This window comes from Acinetobacter sp. 70_2, assembly GCF_056736115.1.
The window spans coordinates 18,932-33,879 of the sequence record NZ_JBWZIP010000006.1 but is presented as its reverse complement, the minus strand read 5'-3'; the positions used below and the strand labels follow the sequence as shown (position 1 = coordinate 33,879).

General features: G+C 40.6%; 15 protein-coding genes, 4 tRNA genes and 1 pseudogene. 2 read left to right on the top strand and 18 right to left on the bottom strand.

Features of this window, described 5'->3' with window-relative positions; genetic code table 11:
- Positions 1–210 (top strand): annotated as a pseudogene (locus tag AC1PJ9_RS03510) (hypothetical protein); the annotation flags it as partial.
- 60 nt (positions 211–270) lie between these two features.
- Here AC1PJ9_RS03510 and AC1PJ9_RS03505 read toward each other — a convergent pair.
- The 14 genes from AC1PJ9_RS03505 to rpe all read right to left on the bottom strand — a co-directional run bounded on the left by AC1PJ9_RS03505 (position 271) and on the right by rpe (position 10,519).
- A tRNA-Pro gene (locus AC1PJ9_RS03505) sits at positions 271–347 on the bottom strand.
- A gap of 4 nt (positions 348–351) precedes the next feature.
- A tRNA-His gene (locus AC1PJ9_RS03500) sits at positions 352–427 on the bottom strand.
- A gap of 32 nt (positions 428–459) precedes the next feature.
- Positions 460–536 (bottom strand) — tRNA-Arg (locus tag AC1PJ9_RS03495).
- A 56-nt stretch (positions 537–592) separates the two neighbouring features.
- Positions 593–669, bottom strand: a tRNA-Pro gene (locus tag AC1PJ9_RS03490).
- Between the two features lie 142 nt (positions 670–811).
- Positions 812–1,876 (bottom strand): quinolinate synthase NadA, encoded by a 1,065-nt coding sequence (nadA, locus tag AC1PJ9_RS03485; RefSeq protein ID WP_311086373.1) that lies wholly within the window; start codon positions 1,874–1,876, stop codon positions 812–814.
- A 144-nt stretch (positions 1,877–2,020) separates the two neighbouring features.
- Positions 2,021–3,241, bottom strand: a complete 1,221-nt coding sequence (gene argJ, locus AC1PJ9_RS03480) for a bifunctional glutamate N-acetyltransferase/amino-acid acetyltransferase ArgJ (RefSeq protein ID WP_311086372.1) — start codon at positions 3,239–3,241, stop codon at positions 2,021–2,023.
- A gap of 133 nt (positions 3,242–3,374) precedes the next feature.
- Positions 3,375–3,854, bottom strand: coding sequence for a methylated-DNA--[protein]-cysteine S-methyltransferase (locus AC1PJ9_RS03475; protein WP_311086371.1), 480 nt, complete (start codon positions 3,852–3,854; stop codon positions 3,375–3,377).
- 12 nt (positions 3,855–3,866) lie between these two features.
- Entirely contained in the window at positions 3,867–4,187 is a 321-nt protein-coding gene (locus AC1PJ9_RS03470; protein WP_033848158.1) for a DMT family transporter, read from the bottom strand.
- Positions 4,188–4,336: 149 nt separating this feature from the next.
- On the bottom strand, positions 4,337–5,332 hold the full coding sequence (locus AC1PJ9_RS03465; protein ID WP_311086370.1) for a cation efflux transmembrane domain-containing protein: 996 nt from the start codon (positions 5,330–5,332) through the stop codon (positions 4,337–4,339).
- Between the two features lie 28 nt (positions 5,333–5,360).
- The gene (locus tag AC1PJ9_RS03460) at positions 5,361–6,116 is read right to left on the bottom strand and encodes a copper resistance protein B (RefSeq protein ID WP_005302874.1); all 756 of its coding nucleotides are present in this window, start codon (positions 6,114–6,116) and stop codon (positions 5,361–5,363) included.
- The gene (locus AC1PJ9_RS03455) at positions 6,103–8,037 is read right to left on the bottom strand and encodes a copper resistance system multicopper oxidase (RefSeq protein WP_311086369.1); all 1,935 of its coding nucleotides are present in this window, start codon (positions 8,035–8,037) and stop codon (positions 6,103–6,105) included. Before AC1PJ9_RS03455 ends, AC1PJ9_RS03460 begins: the two co-directional genes overlap by 14 nt.
- Positions 8,038–8,077: 40 nt before the next feature.
- Positions 8,078–8,473 carry a hypothetical protein gene (locus AC1PJ9_RS03450; protein ID WP_311086374.1) on the bottom strand — a complete coding sequence of 132 codons (396 nt, stop codon included), beginning with the start codon at positions 8,471–8,473 and terminating at the stop codon, positions 8,078–8,080.
- A 101-nt stretch (positions 8,474–8,574) separates the two neighbouring features.
- Positions 8,575–9,396, bottom strand: a complete 822-nt coding sequence (locus AC1PJ9_RS03445) for a Cof-type HAD-IIB family hydrolase (protein ID WP_311086368.1) — start codon at positions 9,394–9,396, stop codon at positions 8,575–8,577.
- A 436-nt stretch (positions 9,397–9,832) separates the two neighbouring features.
- A complete protein-coding gene (gene rpe / locus AC1PJ9_RS03440) occupies positions 9,833–10,519 on the bottom strand; it encodes a ribulose-phosphate 3-epimerase (protein ID WP_311086367.1) in 687 nt (228 codons plus the stop codon).
- A gap of 184 nt (positions 10,520–10,703) precedes the next feature.
- Between rpe and AC1PJ9_RS03435 the strand changes: the two genes are divergently transcribed.
- The gene (locus AC1PJ9_RS03435; RefSeq protein ID WP_000843452.1) at positions 10,704–10,976 is read left to right on the top strand and encodes a DUF2218 domain-containing protein; all 273 of its coding nucleotides are present in this window, start codon (positions 10,704–10,706) and stop codon (positions 10,974–10,976) included.
- A gap of 3 nt (positions 10,977–10,979) precedes the next feature.
- Here AC1PJ9_RS03435 and fghA read toward each other — a convergent pair whose 3' ends face one another.
- The 4 genes from fghA to tsaB all read right to left on the bottom strand — a co-directional run bounded on the left by fghA (position 10,980) and on the right by tsaB (position 14,850).
- Complete coding sequence (gene fghA / locus AC1PJ9_RS03430; protein WP_002050446.1) at positions 10,980–11,825, bottom strand: S-formylglutathione hydrolase; 846 nt, start codon at positions 11,823–11,825, stop codon at positions 10,980–10,982.
- A complete protein-coding gene (locus AC1PJ9_RS03425; protein ID WP_002050332.1) occupies positions 11,794–13,245 on the bottom strand; it encodes a C13 family peptidase in 1,452 nt (483 codons plus the stop codon). Before AC1PJ9_RS03425 ends, fghA begins: the two co-directional genes overlap by 32 nt.
- Before the next feature lie 136 nt (positions 13,246–13,381).
- Positions 13,382–14,173, bottom strand: coding sequence for a class I SAM-dependent methyltransferase (locus AC1PJ9_RS03420; protein ID WP_311086366.1), 792 nt, complete (start codon positions 14,171–14,173; stop codon positions 13,382–13,384).
- 11 nt (positions 14,174–14,184) lie between these two features.
- Complete coding sequence (gene tsaB / locus AC1PJ9_RS03415; RefSeq protein ID WP_002050333.1) at positions 14,185–14,850, bottom strand: tRNA (adenosine(37)-N6)-threonylcarbamoyltransferase complex dimerization subunit type 1 TsaB; 666 nt, start codon at positions 14,848–14,850, stop codon at positions 14,185–14,187.
- Positions 14,851–14,948 lie beyond the last annotated feature (98 nt).

Sequence of the window (14,948 nt, the reverse complement as noted above, 5' to 3'; positions counted from 1 at the left end):
GAACAGAGAACAGAGAACAGAGAACAGAGAACAGAGAACAGAGAACAGAGAACAGAGAACAGAGAACAGAGAACAGAGAACAGAGAACAGAGAACAGAGAACAGAGAACAGAGAACAGAGAACAGAGCTTATATAAATAAGTTCAGATATTGGAGCAATTTGGAATTAAAATTTTATTATAGAAAACAAAAAAATTCCTTCTATCTATAAGATAAGAAGAAATGATTTTAATATATGGGATATTTTAGAAAGCTTAAACGCTTTTAAATATGGTCGGAGCAGTAGGATTCGAACCTACGACCCCCTGGTCCCAAACCAGGTGCACTACCAGGCTGTGCTATGCTCCGAAATTGGGGTGAATGACGGGATTCGAACCCGCGACAACTGGAATCACAATCCAGGGCTCTACCAACTGAGCTACATCCACCATCAAATAGTTCTATGTACCAAGCTACCGAGTGGCGCGCCTGACAGGATTCGAACCTGTGACCATCCGCTTAGAAGGCGGATGCTCTATCCAACTGAGCTACAGGCGCTTAACCGATGATGCTTATCATGCGATACTTCGCCGATCTTAAAATATTATTTTAAGTGGTCGGAGCAGTAGGATTCGAACCTACGACCCCCTGGTCCCAAACCAGGTGCACTACCAGGCTGTGCTATGCTCCGATCTATCTCAGCTTTTGCTGTATCGCACATCGTGCGGTACGGTGTGCATTCTAGGCGCGACGCCCTCAGACGTCAACACCTATTGTCAAAAAAAGTTAAAAATCCTTATCAAATGTATATTTAACAAGCATTTTGAGGTTTTTTAACGCTTTAACGATGCACTAAAGGCTAACATTCGATCTAAAGGCATTTTGGCACGTTCAGCAAGCGCTGGTTCGACGTGTATTTCCTGATCACCTTTTTGTAAAACTTCTAAAATTCCATCGAGTTCATTCATTGCCATCCACGGACAGTGTGCACATGAACGACAAGTTGCACCCTCACCTGCTGTTGGCGCCTCAACTAAAATCTTATTTGGTACAGCTTGCTGCATTTTGTAGAAAATACCACGGTCAGTTGCCACAATAAGTCTTTCATGTGGCAAAGTCTGCGCAGCTTTAATAAGTTGAGAAGTACTACCTACCGCATCTGCAATGTCTACAACTGACTCTGGTGACTCTGGATGTACCAATACAGCCGCATCTGGGTACAGTGCTTTCATGTTGGCAATGCCACGTGCACGGAATTCTTCATGCACAATACATGCACCATCCCAAAGCAACATATCAGCACCGGTTTTCTTTTGAATATAACGACCTAAGTGCTGATCTGGTGCCCAAATAATTTTTTCACCCAAGCTATCTAGGTGTTCAACAATTTCTACAGCACAGCTTGAGGTCACCACCCAATCTGCACGTGCTTTAACAGCAGCCGATGTGTTGGCATAAACAACTACGGTGTGGTCAGGGTGCTGATCACAAAATGCTGTGAACTCATCGACAGGACAGCCCAAATCGAGTGAACAGGTTGCCTCAAGTGTCGGCATCAAAATTGTTTTTTCAGGAGACAGAATTTTTGCTGTTTCTCCCATAAACTTTACACCAGCCACAACGAGTGTTGAGGCAGCATGATCTCGTCCGAAACGGGCCATTTCTAAAGAGTCAGAAACGCATCCACCTGTTTTTTCGGCAAGCTCCTGTACTTCAGGGTCGCAATAGTAATGAGCAACAAGGACAGCATCACGTTTTTTGAGCTCTGCTTCGATCTGTGCAAACTTTTGTTGTTTTGCTTCTTCACTTAAGCGATTGTCTTTTGGCTCACCTAAACGGTCTAAATGCGCTTGTACAATGTTTTTTGCATCGTTGGCAATTAAAGTCGCATCACTCATAAAACGTCTTCTCTATCCTTCATGCTGGCATACCTGCTCGCATATAACGTTACTGCTTAAATGATTTACGGATTGAATCATTTAATATCAAAAGTTGGGGCTAATAAAAAAGCCTCTTTGTCGAGGCTTGATTATAACTGATATTTAAGAACGGTAATCAGCATTAATTTTGACATAGTCGTAAGATAAGTCACAGGTATATACCGTGTCTTTGGCCTGACCACGTCCTAAATCAACACGAATGGTGATTTCGGTTTGAGACATAACGCGCGCGCCCGCTTCTTCGGTATAGTCCTCAGCTGCGCCGCCATCTTTACAGATTTGTACGTCGTCTAACCACACTTGAATTTTAGACACGTCTAGGTCTTTAACTCCTGCATAGCCAATCGCAGCTAAAATACGTCCCCAGTTCGGGTCCGATGCAAAAAGTGCAGTTTTAACGAGTGGTGAATGCGCAATGCTATAAGCAATGTCACAACACTCCTGAATGTTACCGCCACCCTCTACAGCCACAGTAATAAACTTCGTCGCGCCTTCACCATCACGAACAATTAACTGTGCTAATCGATTCATTACACGAGCAAGTACTTCTAACACTTTAGTGTAGCGTGCATCACTATCTGATGTAATTTCAGCGCCACCCGCCTGACCTGTTGCTACAAAAATACAAGAGTCATTTGTTGAGGTATCGCCATCAATCGTAATACGGTTAAATGAATGCTCAACCGTGGTCTTTAATAGCTTTTGTACTAAATCACGGCTAATAGGTGCATCTGTTGCCACAAAACTTAACATGGTTGCCATGTTCGGGCGGATCATTCCAGCGCCTTTACTAATACCTGTCATGGTATAAGTAATGCCATCAAGCTCAAATTGTTCAGATGCGCCTTTAGGTACGGTGTCTGTGGTCATAATGCCAGATGCAGCATCATTCCAAGCCGCGTCTTGCAGGGTATTTAACGCAGGCTGAAGACCGGCAATTAAGCGCTCCATCGGAAGCTGCTCACCAATCACACCCGTAGAAAACGGAAGTACTTCAAAACTGTTAACTCCTGCAAGCTCCGCTAACTTCGTGCAAGTATCCTGAGCATTTTTCAAACCTGTAGGTCCAGTACCTGCATTGGCATTACCAGTGTTAATTACTAAATAGCGCGGATTACCTTCGGCAAGATGAGCTTTAGAGACATGAACAGGCGCTGCACAAAATGCATTTTGAGTAAATACACCAGCAACATTTGAACCTTCTGCAAACTCAAAAATGACTAAATCTCGTCGGTTTTGGTAACGTACATATGCTTCTGTTGAGCCAATTTTTACACCTTTTACCACATGCATTTGTGGCATTGTTACGTCACCGACAGCCATTTTTAGAACATCCAAAGTTTGTTGAATAAGATCAATATTTCAAAAAAAGCGATGCCATGAAGCACTTTCTTCATGAAATATCATAGAGGACAGCTTAGTAGAAAAGTCTAAAAAAATCGAGCGCAAAAACGGCTCATTGTTGCTCTAGTTTTAATAAAATATCTTTCTTATCAAGCCCACCAGCAAAACCAACTAAAGCACCGCCCGCACCAATGACACGATGACAAGGTGCAATAATTGAAATCGGGTTTTTGCCATTTGCAGCGCCAACTGCTCTCACCGCTTTTTCATTGCCAATTTGAACAGCAATATCTTTATAACTTCTTGTTTCACCATATGGTATGGTCAGTAAAGCAGACCAGACCTGCTTTTGAAATGCGGTTCCTTCGAAATCGAGTGGCAATGTAAACTCGCGGCGTTTACCTTCAAAATATTCTTTTAATTGTTGTTCGGTATTTAATAAAACTGGATGTTCAAGTTGTTCGACCAGCTCGGCCAGTCGAACACGTTTTGGATTTTCATTGTCCCAGAGTATTGCCACCAAAGCATTTTCATTCGCAACCAGCTTTAATTGCCCAACAGGCGAATTGATATACTTATAAGACAGCAACATAGTTTTATTCTCTTAGGAAGGCGATGAAATTTTCATTAAAACCAAACCTGACACAATCAATACAGCGGCAATCATTCGCATAGCGCCAACAGGCTCATGAAGAAAAAATATACCTACAAGAAATGACCCAATTGCGCCAATTCCTGTCCAAACCGTATAGGCAGTGCCAAGGGGTAAAGTCTTCATTGAAATTGAAAGTAGAATTACGCTCAAAATCATAAAAACTACGGTAATAATACTAGGGGTTAAACGTGTAAAACCTTCGGACATTTTCATAGAATATGCCCAAATGATTTCAAATACACCTGCTAAAATTAAAATAGCCCAAGCCATAACATTCACTAATTTTTATAGTGTCAGGTCGTCCCGACATGATTACCCAATATGGGGGAGGTCGTTCCTCCTTTATGTGAGGACTCAGTTTACTTTAAAATAAAAAATGAAGGCAAACCCTATCTAAAGCTTACCTATCTTAGAAAATATTATTCGTTTTTTAACTGTAAAATTTTTCGTGCGCCATTTAAGACAAACAAAACAATAATTAATCCAACCATTAAATCAGGATAAGGAGAACCTGTAATGGCAACTAATACTCCCGCAACAATGACACCTAAGTTTACGATGACATCATTTGCAGAAAAGATATAACTCGCCTTCATATGTGCCCCACTCTCTTTATGGTCTCTCATTAAATAAAGGCAACTAATATTGGCTGCAAGAGCCAATCCACCAATTAAAATCATGAGAATTGAAACGGGTTCACTGCCGTAAATAAAACGGCGCAACACATCAATTAACACAATTATGGCTAAGCCAAACTGGAACCATCCTGAAAGATGAGCGGCCTTTAATTGTGCATTTAGATTTTTACCCACCACAAATAAAGCAATGCCATAAATTGCAGCATCGGCAAACATATCGAGTGAATCGGCGATTAATCCTGTCGATGAAGCAATAATACCTGCCATAAACTCAATGACAAACATGACGCCATTAATGAGTAACAACCATTGTAAAACTTGCTTTTGTGCTGCATTGGTTGAAGAATTAGCTCGAACCTTTTTAGGTTTTTCAACAGGCTCATAATGTGGCTGCGTTTGTTGTAATTCCGCCCCTAGTCCTAAACGTTGCAGACTTTGAGTAATCTTTTCAGCTTGAACACTGTGATAAATCGCCAAATGCCGTGCTGGTAAGTCAAAATGAAGCTCTTGAATATCGTCAGCGTAAGAGGCCAAAGCCATCCGCACCATTTGCTCTTCAGCTGCACAATCCATGTGAGGAATATGATAATAACTCACCCATTGGCTCTTTCTAGGCACAGCTTCACTAGATGTAGAATACTCCTGAGACGGCATGCTTGAGCACCCGCAGCTAGAGCTAGTTTTATTTAAATGTATTTGATTCTCTTGTTTTTCTAAAGCCATCTGTGCACCATAACTGACACAAAAAACAATGCCATCAGTATAAACCAATGGCATGTCATTAAGCTTAATTTTTGTTCGGCAATTAGAACTTAAGTGTTAACCCTGCTCCATAATACCAACCATGTTCAGAGTCGGTTCCAGTTTGCCAAGCAGTTTGTTTTAAACCTTTTTCATAGCCGTAACCCACATCAAGAAATGGCATCACCTTTTTGTTGATTTCATAACGGGTTTGAAAACCAGCTTGTAAACTTGATAAACCTGTTTTACTTGCATAGTGAGATTCATCTTGCAAAACAACATCTGCTTTTAAATAAGGTTTACCAATTAGCTTTTGGGTAAAGAGTAAGTCTCTTTCCGTTTCTAAACTTAGCTTCCATAGCTGATCTTCACCTACATAAAGATATGCATCGGTTTCAAAAAAGTAAGGTGCCATGCCATGCAAACCGACTACACCTGCCCAGCGATCTTGCTTTTCATCTTCCCGTTGTAAACGCTCGTAGTTTACCCCAGCCTGTACATCCCAATAATCAGCTACATTTCGACTGTAAAGTACTGAACCACCGTAATTAGCATCTTCCGACTCAGCTTTTTCAACATGGGCTTTAATGAACAATTTATTTTCATCAGTTCCCACCCAACTTTCTAATTCAGAAGAAAAACTGCCTTTTCCTTCTTCATTCTGACTCCAGCCAGTATCAATTTTTGTTGCTTGATAGATCTGTCCACCATGTTCGCGTAAATGATCATGCGTTAAGGGTTCTTGTGCCAAAGCAAGAACCGATACACCAGAGAAAACACCGCAACATATCATTTGAGAAAATAACTTAGTGATGCGCATGACTAGCTCCTTTTTCATTTTCAGATTGAACAGGTGCTTGAGATGCATCTACTGCTCCATCATTCACTTGAGCCACAATCAACTTATTCATCATCCCTGCACTCATGTGGTAAAGCAGATGGCAATGAATCGCCCATTCTCCTAAAGCATCGGCTGTTAATAACGCAGTAACTGTTTTTCCTGGTGGAACAATAACGGTATGTTTATTTGGCAAGTTTTCAGCTTGCTGACCATTTTCCAATTGCATGAACATGCCATGTAAATGCATTGGATGAGCCATCATGCTGTCATTCACGAACTTCAAGCGAATACGTTCGCCATACTTAACTTGCAATGGCTCAGCTTCGCTAAATTTCTTGCCATTAATGGTCCAGATATAACGCTCCATGTTGCCGCCTAAACGAATAACAAGCTCTCGTTCTGGCGCACGTGTGTCTGGCTGAGGTGTTAAAGATTGCAAATCGCTATATTGCAGCGCTTTCATACCCGCTGGTGTTGAAGCATTTGCCCAGCCATAAACGGGTTCATCCTTTTTAGTTTTATTCTCAGATTGCGCAGGCATCTCATGCTTCATATTCATCATAGCGTGGTCATGTTTGCTAGACGACATTGCCTGCATATCATGTTTCATTTCAGGCATCGCTGACATGTCATGCTTCATTTGCATCATAGAATGATCATGTTTTTCAGATGACATATTTTTCATGTCATGGCTCATATTCATCATTGTGTGATCATGATTAGTCTGGCTCTCTTCTTTTTTCATTTCAGGCATAGCCGACATGTCGTGTTGCATGTTCATTTGATGGCCAGCATGTTCATCACTCACCCCATTGCCATGACTCATGCCCATATCATCCATGGTTAGCAAAGAACGAGGACGTGGCTGCGGCATTTGAATTGACCCTACAGCTTGCGTATTTTCATTGTGCAAAGTACCGATAGCGAAACCACTGCGGTCAATAGACTCTGCTTCAATCTGATAATTTGGCTGTTTAGGTTCTACGATCACATCGTAGGTTTCGGCTGTACCAATACGAAACTCGTCAATTGCAACTGGTTTAACTGGCTGCCCATCTGCACTTACAACAGTCATTTTCAAATTTGGAATTCTGACATCAAAAAATGACATTGCCGATGCGTTAATAAATCGTAATCGAACCTTATCGCCAGCTTTAAAATTACCTGTCCAGTTTTGCTGTGGTGTCTTGCCATTAACTAAGAAAGTATAACCCGTCACATCAGACATATCGGTTTTTAACATCCGCATCTGATTCCACATCGAACGATCTTGCCAAGTTGCTTTTAAGCCTTGTGTTTTAACTTGCTTCAAAACATCAGATACGGTTTCACGGCGATTTTGATAATACTCCGCAGATTTCTTCAAATTCTTCATAATGCTATCGCTAGAAGAATGATGAAAATCTGAAAGCATCACCACATAATCACGATCAGTTTTTTCATGTGCAGCTACTGGTATTTTCCCTTTTGGATAAATCACGAGCGGGCCATATAAACCATCTTGCTCTTGGCCTTTGCTATGGGCGTGATACCAATAAGTGCCGTTTTGTTTCACCTTAAAGCGGTAAACAAAATCTCCGTTTGGTGCGATTCCTTTAAAACCATTGAAACCCGGTACACCATCCATTAACCCAGGTAGTAATAAGCCATGCCAATGTAAAGAGGTATCTTGATTCTTTAATTGGTTATGAACATGAATAACCGCATCATCTCCTTCCTCAAACTCAAGGACTGGTGCTGTAAACTTGCCATTTACGGTAATTCGTTTAAGGGGTTTGCCCGTAACATTGACCTGTTGTTCATTAATATTAAGGTGATATTCCTTAATTGCCGCGAGAGTCCATGGTGAAACCAATAGACCAAATACAGCGACGAGGCTGCTAATTGTTTTATGAGACATTGCTGTAATCCTTTGAACTAAAAAAATAAGTAAGAAAGGATTAAGCTTTTGGAGGACGTAAAATTTCTTGCCAGTATCCGGCTAAATGCTGAGCCTGATAAATACTACTAAATTGAGACGAGATAGGAATGAATTGCGAGTCAATATCTGGTACTGCTTGCTGTAAAGCCAAATTCACCATTTGACAATGCACTGGGTTACAGTCTTGACAGTGTTCACCATGTTGATGAGAAACTTTAACCATAGATTGATGACACATCGCTTGATCATCAGCTTGACCCTGCATAGTGTGATGTGTCATTTGTTTACTATGGCATGGCATTGTATGAAGATCATGCTGCATAGGCATCTGAGCAACAGACACGCCACTCCACCCAACGACCAAAGTCATTAGGAACACAAACCAAGCATACTTGCGTAAGTGTTGCAGCGTCATCATTTATTGCCTTGAGCAATCCATTTATCTATGGGATATAAGCATAACCAAGTTTTAAAACAGATACAATTTTACATCTTAATTGATTGTTTTTATGGTCATTAAGCAAACGGAGGTTGATGCTGAAGGACTAAATCAATCACATCTAGTGCACCTTCTTGTTCATTACTTACTGTTGCATAAGGCGCTACTGCTTTTAAAGCTTGAACAGCATTTTCAACAGCAAAACCATAACCGACTGCTTTAATCATCTGGATATCATTATTGTTGTCACCTATCGCCACCACTTCATTAGGCTCAATCTGCCATTTTTGTAGTAATAGCTTCAAACCATGCGCTTTATGCTGATCAGGAAGAATTAAATCGATAAAACCAAAACCACTTGAAACGGGAACTAATACTTTATCTGCAACAAAACTTTTTTTCTGAAAATGTTCAAAAATCGCAAAGCTTTCGTTTTCCTGAGCAGTAAAAGTAATTTTACACACCAAGTCATCTAGTGCATAAAAATCATCAATAACTGTCAGCTTCTCAAAATATCGAGCGACTTTAGCGTAGTCCTCTGCGTTCATGCTGCTATGCACATAAGCACTCTGTTTCCCACAGATCACCATAGTCGAGGTATACGCAGAGTCAATCGCTTTTAGAATATTACTAAATTGTTCTTTGCTTAAATGGGCAAAAGCGAGTTCTTGTCCAGCATCTACAACATGCGCGCCATTTTCTGCAATAAAAGCTATTTCATGATTAATTTCTGGAAAATAGGTCACAAGCTTTGCGAGTTGGTTCCCGCTGGCCACCACAAAATGAATATTATTTTGTTTTAATTGTTCATACTGTTTTAAAAAACGTGCTTTGTTGTACTGCTTCTTAGAATTAAGAAAAGTCCCATCCATATCTACCGCTAAAATTTTTACTGTCATTAATGATCTAGGTCTCTTACTAAAATCTTATTAAAGCAAATTTAGCTTTACTTTTCATGACACTTTTATAGTTTTCTCTCTATAAGTTTTTAAAAGTTTTATACAGCCTCATCTCGTTTTTTGCACAGGTTATTTTTTAGCAAAGCTTAATAAAAAACCAGACAATAAAACATTCAATACGCATAAAAAAAGAACGCCAAAGCGTTCTTTTTTCATATATTTTGTTTAGAGAGTAAACGGTTGATCTCATTTTGTTTATTTTACCAACATCTTATCCATACGGTTATCAACACAGTTATCCATACAGTTATAAACAAAGTTATCCACATGAACGAGGGGTAGCAGCGATTAAGTATCGCTGCCCGAGTGCAAGACGAACAGCTATGCTGTGAGTGGCGAAAAGCACATCTCATCTTATTCAAGCACAAAAAAGCTGTTAAGCCTCTTTCACCCCTACTTTAGCAAGCTCTGCACGCATTTGATCAATCACAACTTTATAATCTGGTTGACCAAAAATTGCTGAACCAGCAACAAACATATCTGCACCCGCTTCTGCAATTTCACGAATATTTGCTGGGCCAACCCCACCGTCAACTTCTAAACGGATATCACGGCCACTTGCATCGATAATTTTGCGCGCTGCACGTAATTTTTCTAAAGTCATTGGAATGAACTTTTGTCCACCAAAGCCAGGGTTTACACTCATTATTAAAATTTGGTCAACTTTATCAAGCACATAATCTAAATGGTGTAACGGCGTTGCTGGGTTAAAGACTAAACCTGCTTTAGCACCACCAGACTTAATCAGCTGTAATGAACGATCAATGTGGTGAGATGCTTCTGGGTGGAAAGTAATAATATCAGCGCCTGCTTCTAGGAAATCACCAATAATACGGTCAACTGGAGACACCATTAAATGCACATCAATTGGAGCTTTAACACCATAGTTTTTTAGAGCCTTACATACACCAGCACCAAAAGTTAAGTTTGGAACATAGTGATTATCCATCACGTCAAAATGCACTACATCTGCACCTGCAGCTAACACTTTGTCTACATCTTCGCCTAAACGAGCAAAATCGGCAGATAAAATAGAAGGAGCAATCAAATAAGGCTTGGACATAGGTGGATGACCTGGCTAGAAGTTTAAGGAGAGGCTAGAAATTATAACAAAAAAGAACCTACTTAGCCCGCCCTTCCTTGTTTAAATGACAACATTTCAAACTTGCAACGTAACGTTGCTACTATAGAATGCCAAGTGCCAAACGAATTTGTTAAGGTACATTAAACCAATGTGAGGATTGATAATGAAAAGTACGACTCATCTATTAACAAACGATGGAAAACGCATTGCAAAACGTCTAGTTAATCATTGGAAACATAAGTTTGAAGTACAAGAAACTGAGCAAGATTTTAAAATCTTAATGCCTACAGCAACCATTACGCTTGCACCAGAAACAGAGCAATTAAATGTTGCTATTGATAGCCAGTTAGATGACCATGACCACTTGGAAAAAGTTGTCCTTGATCATCTAAACCGTATGGCTCAACAAGAATTTCAGGTGGAATGGCAGCACTAATTATTAGCCAGCGACTTTTTCCAACTGGATTGCATGAAACTGCAAATGCTCATCCATAAAGGTCTGGATAAAATAATAGCCATGATCATAGCCCGCATGTTGTCTTAAAGTTAAAGGCTGTCCTGCCTTTAAACATGCTTGCTTAAATTTTTCAGGGTGAAGTTGTTCATAAAATTGATCATCCAATCCCTGATCCACCAAAATTTCGCTAAAAACTGCACCATTTTTTAAGACTAAAGCTGTGGCATCATGGTCCAACCAGCTCTCACGATCTGCACCTAAATAATGGCTAAATGCTTTTTCACCCCATGCACAATCAGTTGGTGCACAGATCGGTGCAAAAGCAGAGACTGACTTAAATTTCTCTGGATATTTAAAAGCCAAAGTTAATGCACCATGACCGCCCATCGAATGTCCAAAGACACCAACTTGCTGAGCATTTACTGGAAAACTTTTTAAAATGAGTGGATATAACTCATCAATTAAATAGCTTTCCATCTGATAGTGTTCAGACCAAGGCGCTTGCGTAGCATTGATATAAAAACCTGCACCTTGTCCTAGATCCCAATTGTCACCAGCTGTTACCTGTTCACCACGAGGTGAAGTATCAGGCGTAATCAATATAAGACTAAGCTGAGCTGCCATATGCTGTGCATGTGCTTTAATGGCAAAGGTTTCCTCAGTACACGTCAAACCCGCCAAGTAAAACAATGTAGAACATGGTTTACCTTCTAATGCAGCAGGTGGCAAATAGATACCAAACTTAGTAGACCCTTTTAATAATTGAGAATCCAACTGGTAGATACGCTGCTCACCTTCAAAGCAGCGGTTTTTTTGCAGGAGTTGCATCGTTTTTAGCCTCTGTTTGTGTTTGAGCAATATTTACACTACCTGTACTTTGCTGCGGGAAAAGATATTTTTCCAACTGAGGTAGCATAAGTTCCATATTCTTACCAATCATCCATTGCGGCTCTGAAGGGTCTACACCTTGAGCTACTTCCCATTTGGTCACGGTTTGCTTGGCAGCATTAAACGAATCTTTCATTGAAGATTGCTCTCGCATTGCCAAGTCAAAGAAAGCTCGTCCAAAATAAGTATAGTCAGCTTCGTTATTACATCCAAAAGAGGTTTTGTCTGCCGCAGATGCAGTAATAATTAAAGTATCTGGTGACTGTAAAGCAGGAATAAAACTTCCTGAATAACAAGCAGAAATGACAATCACACGCCAACGAATACCAGCTTTATCGAGTGTTTCACGTAACCATTTCGGATCGACTTGCCCCAAATCTAGAGGTGCATTTTCAATTTCAAAATGGTTTTGTTCACCGTGCGATGTCATGTATAAGAACAGCACATCACTATCACGGTTCATTTGTTGGCCCATACGGCGTAGAGCCAACTCTATACTGGTTTTAGATGCAATCGGGATTTCAGTTCGAGTATCTGGGTTATTGACCAGCATCATTGAACGCCCAACTGTACCGAAACGTGTATCGAATTGTTCTTTAATACGGACCACTTCCGACTTGAAAACGTCTTGGTAACTATCGCCCGCCACACCCAAGAAATACCAATGGCTTTTAGCCACTTCACCATATTGAACCTGTTCTAAGGCATCATGAAGTAACTTGCTTTGTGCATAAAAAGCATCTTCGGCAAACGTAGGTGGAGAGTCTTCTACTTTCCAAATAGGCTGATCTTTTACAGAAAGCTGCCAGACCACCATGGTCGCAATAGTTGCAACCATAACCAATGCCCGCTCCCACCACGGCCACTTGAGCTCACGTGAGAAAACCCAAATGACAGCTAAACTTTGCCATACAAAAAGTGCCACAAATAGGCTTGGTAAAATACCGTTATAAATAGCATCGGGAATAAAGTTGAGGTAACCGTTAGAACCCAAATATTGAATTAAACATTGGATTAATAAAATATTGGTATCTAGAACCAGCCAAAGCAAAGCTGGAACTAACATTAGACGCGGCTGATTAATACGCTGTGATAGAAAAATACCAACAATAAGCGCAATAAAAGGCCAGAGCGCGTATCCAATTAAGCCTTGCGAGTTAAAGTCACCCGTTTGACCGGCAACAAGCCAGCTATAAAGCGAGTTGGTACATCCGCCTAATATTCCCCAAACAATAAGCTGAAGAATAGAGGGATGTACGATCTGTAAGGAACGTCTTGACCCCAAAAATAACCACATTCCGGCAAGCTGGTTACTTTTAAAATCATGCCAAAAGTTAATGGAAGGTTTGAGATCAATCATAAAAAGGTTTCAAAAATTTCGTTTTTGTCAGGCACCATAAGTGTATGCCTGCTAAGAATTTTAGCAATCATGCTTTTGAACTATATCACATATATTTGTGCATTATTCAAGCAATAAAACTTAACCTTACATAAGCTTACTGAAAGTAAGCATCAAAACGACAAGCATCCCCCTGCCACTGATGGGCTGGCTCTTGATTTGCTAAAAAAACAGCATGTCTTGGACGTTTCACAATCACTCGCTTGGCAACTTTCTGAGCCAACTCAAGCAAATTATCGCCTAAATCCATTTCTCCATGTTCTGGTAAAAGTAAATGCAAAAGCTGCATTTGCTTTTTGACTTGGGCTTGTTTTTTAATCGCTTGTTGGTTCTGGTCGCGCTGTGGGAACATCGGGTCAAGATAGACTACATCAACCGTTTTTGCTTCTTGATGTAATTCCTGTAAATAGCTTGCAGAGTCAGCAAAGATCAGTTGAATACGATCTATAAATTGACTTAAGAATGGATCACGTTCCGCCTGAGCTTTTGAATCTTCAAGTAAAGTAAATAAAATCGGATGGCGTTCAACAAGCTGAATTTGAGCACCTAAATACGCCATAAGTAAGCTGTCATGGCCTAAACCTGCTGTAGCATCAACCAGTACTGGTTTTTCACCCAACTGACAAGCTCGAGCAATCATCTCTGATTTAAGACTTGCACGTTTTAAACGCAGAATTTCAGCTTTCCAGTCAGGCTGCATTTTCATGCCATTTGCAGATAACCAAAGTCCGTTTTCATCTACACAAAGTGCCAGTTCAGGGTTTAAACGTAAAAAACGAGCATTAAGCTTTTCAATCGGCTGTAAATCGGCAGTCACACCTCTAGAACAAAGCACAGCTTGGTAGTGCTGTGCTTGCTCTTGAAAATCTACTTCAAAATATATATGCATGAGTAGTGCCTTTACTTTGCTTTACCCTGATCCGCTATTTTTTTCCACGCATCATCACGCAAGTAAACCGGTAAAGCATGTTCTGCATCAACCCACTGCTTTTGCGTGGCATAGACACGTGCAATCGAAGCAATGTCTTGTGCAGTGGCAGTGATTGTTTGATGCTCTGCATCGGCTTGAAGAAGCTTAGCACCTGAACCAATTAAGCAATGCTTTGCATAAGCAGCCGCTTGCTCGTAGTTCATTAATTTTTCTTCATCGATACACTGCATGATGCCTTGCTCATCTAGAACAAAACTTGCAATGTAAACTTCGTTCATACGTGCATCGAGTACCGCAGTCACCTGTTCTAAACCTTCAAGTCGGTAAGCCGCCTGTGCGAGAGCTTGTAACGTAGAAACTGGAACCACTGGTAAATCTTGTGACCAAGCTAATGCCTGAGCAACAGCAGCATTAATTCGAACACCACTAAAAGAACCTGGCCCTCGACTAAAGGCAATTGCATCTAAACCAGCTACGTCAAGTTCGGTTTGTTGCAACCCTTGCTCAATCATTGGCAGAATGGTCTGAGTTTGTGCTTTCGCTCGCGTATCGAGTTGGAAAAATAGTTCTTGGGTTTCATCAATTAATGAAATGGAACATTGCTCGTTTGCAGTTTCCAACGCCAGCAGTTTCATGCACAACCTTAGTATTCAATCAGATTAAAAACGGAAGTAATGATACCCCACTCGGCCCTGTTAGGCGAGTTGTTCCTATCTAAATAAAAATGCCAAGC

Coding starts and splice junctions, on each gene's coding strand:
- nadA (WP_311086373.1), bottom strand. CDS start 1,876: ATGAGTGATGCGACTTTAATTGCCAACGATGCAAAAAACATTGTACAA.
- argJ (WP_311086372.1), bottom strand. CDS start 3,241: ATGGCTGTCGGTGACGTAACAATGCCACAAATGCATGTGGTAAAAGGT.
- AC1PJ9_RS03475 (WP_311086371.1), bottom strand. CDS start 3,854: ATGTTGCTGTCTTATAAGTATATCAATTCGCCTGTTGGGCAATTAAAG.
- AC1PJ9_RS03470 (WP_033848158.1), bottom strand. CDS start 4,187: ATGGCTTGGGCTATTTTAATTTTAGCAGGTGTATTTGAAATCATTTGG.
- AC1PJ9_RS03465 (WP_311086370.1), bottom strand. CDS start 5,332: ATGCCATTGGTTTATACTGATGGCATTGTTTTTTGTGTCAGTTATGGT.
- AC1PJ9_RS03460 (WP_005302874.1), bottom strand. CDS start 6,116: ATGCGCATCACTAAGTTATTTTCTCAAATGATATGTTGCGGTGTTTTC.
- AC1PJ9_RS03455 (WP_311086369.1), bottom strand. CDS start 8,037: ATGTCTCATAAAACAATTAGCAGCCTCGTCGCTGTATTTGGTCTATTG.
- AC1PJ9_RS03450 (WP_311086374.1), bottom strand. CDS start 8,473: ATGACGCTGCAACACTTACGCAAGTATGCTTGGTTTGTGTTCCTAATG.
- AC1PJ9_RS03445 (WP_311086368.1), bottom strand. CDS start 9,396: ATGACAGTAAAAATTTTAGCGGTAGATATGGATGGGACTTTTCTTAAT.
- rpe (WP_311086367.1), bottom strand. CDS start 10,519: ATGTCCAAGCCTTATTTGATTGCTCCTTCTATTTTATCTGCCGATTTT.
- AC1PJ9_RS03435 (WP_000843452.1), top strand. CDS start 10,704: ATGAAAAGTACGACTCATCTATTAACAAACGATGGAAAACGCATTGCA.
- fghA (WP_002050446.1), bottom strand. CDS start 11,825: ATGCAACTCCTGCAAAAAAACCGCTGCTTTGAAGGTGAGCAGCGTATC.
- AC1PJ9_RS03425 (WP_002050332.1), bottom strand. CDS start 13,245: ATGATTGATCTCAAACCTTCCATTAACTTTTGGCATGATTTTAAAAGT.
- AC1PJ9_RS03420 (WP_311086366.1), bottom strand. CDS start 14,173: ATGCATATATATTTTGAAGTAGATTTTCAAGAGCAAGCACAGCACTAC.
- tsaB (WP_002050333.1), bottom strand. CDS start 14,850: ATGAAACTGCTGGCGTTGGAAACTGCAAACGAGCAATGTTCCATTTCA.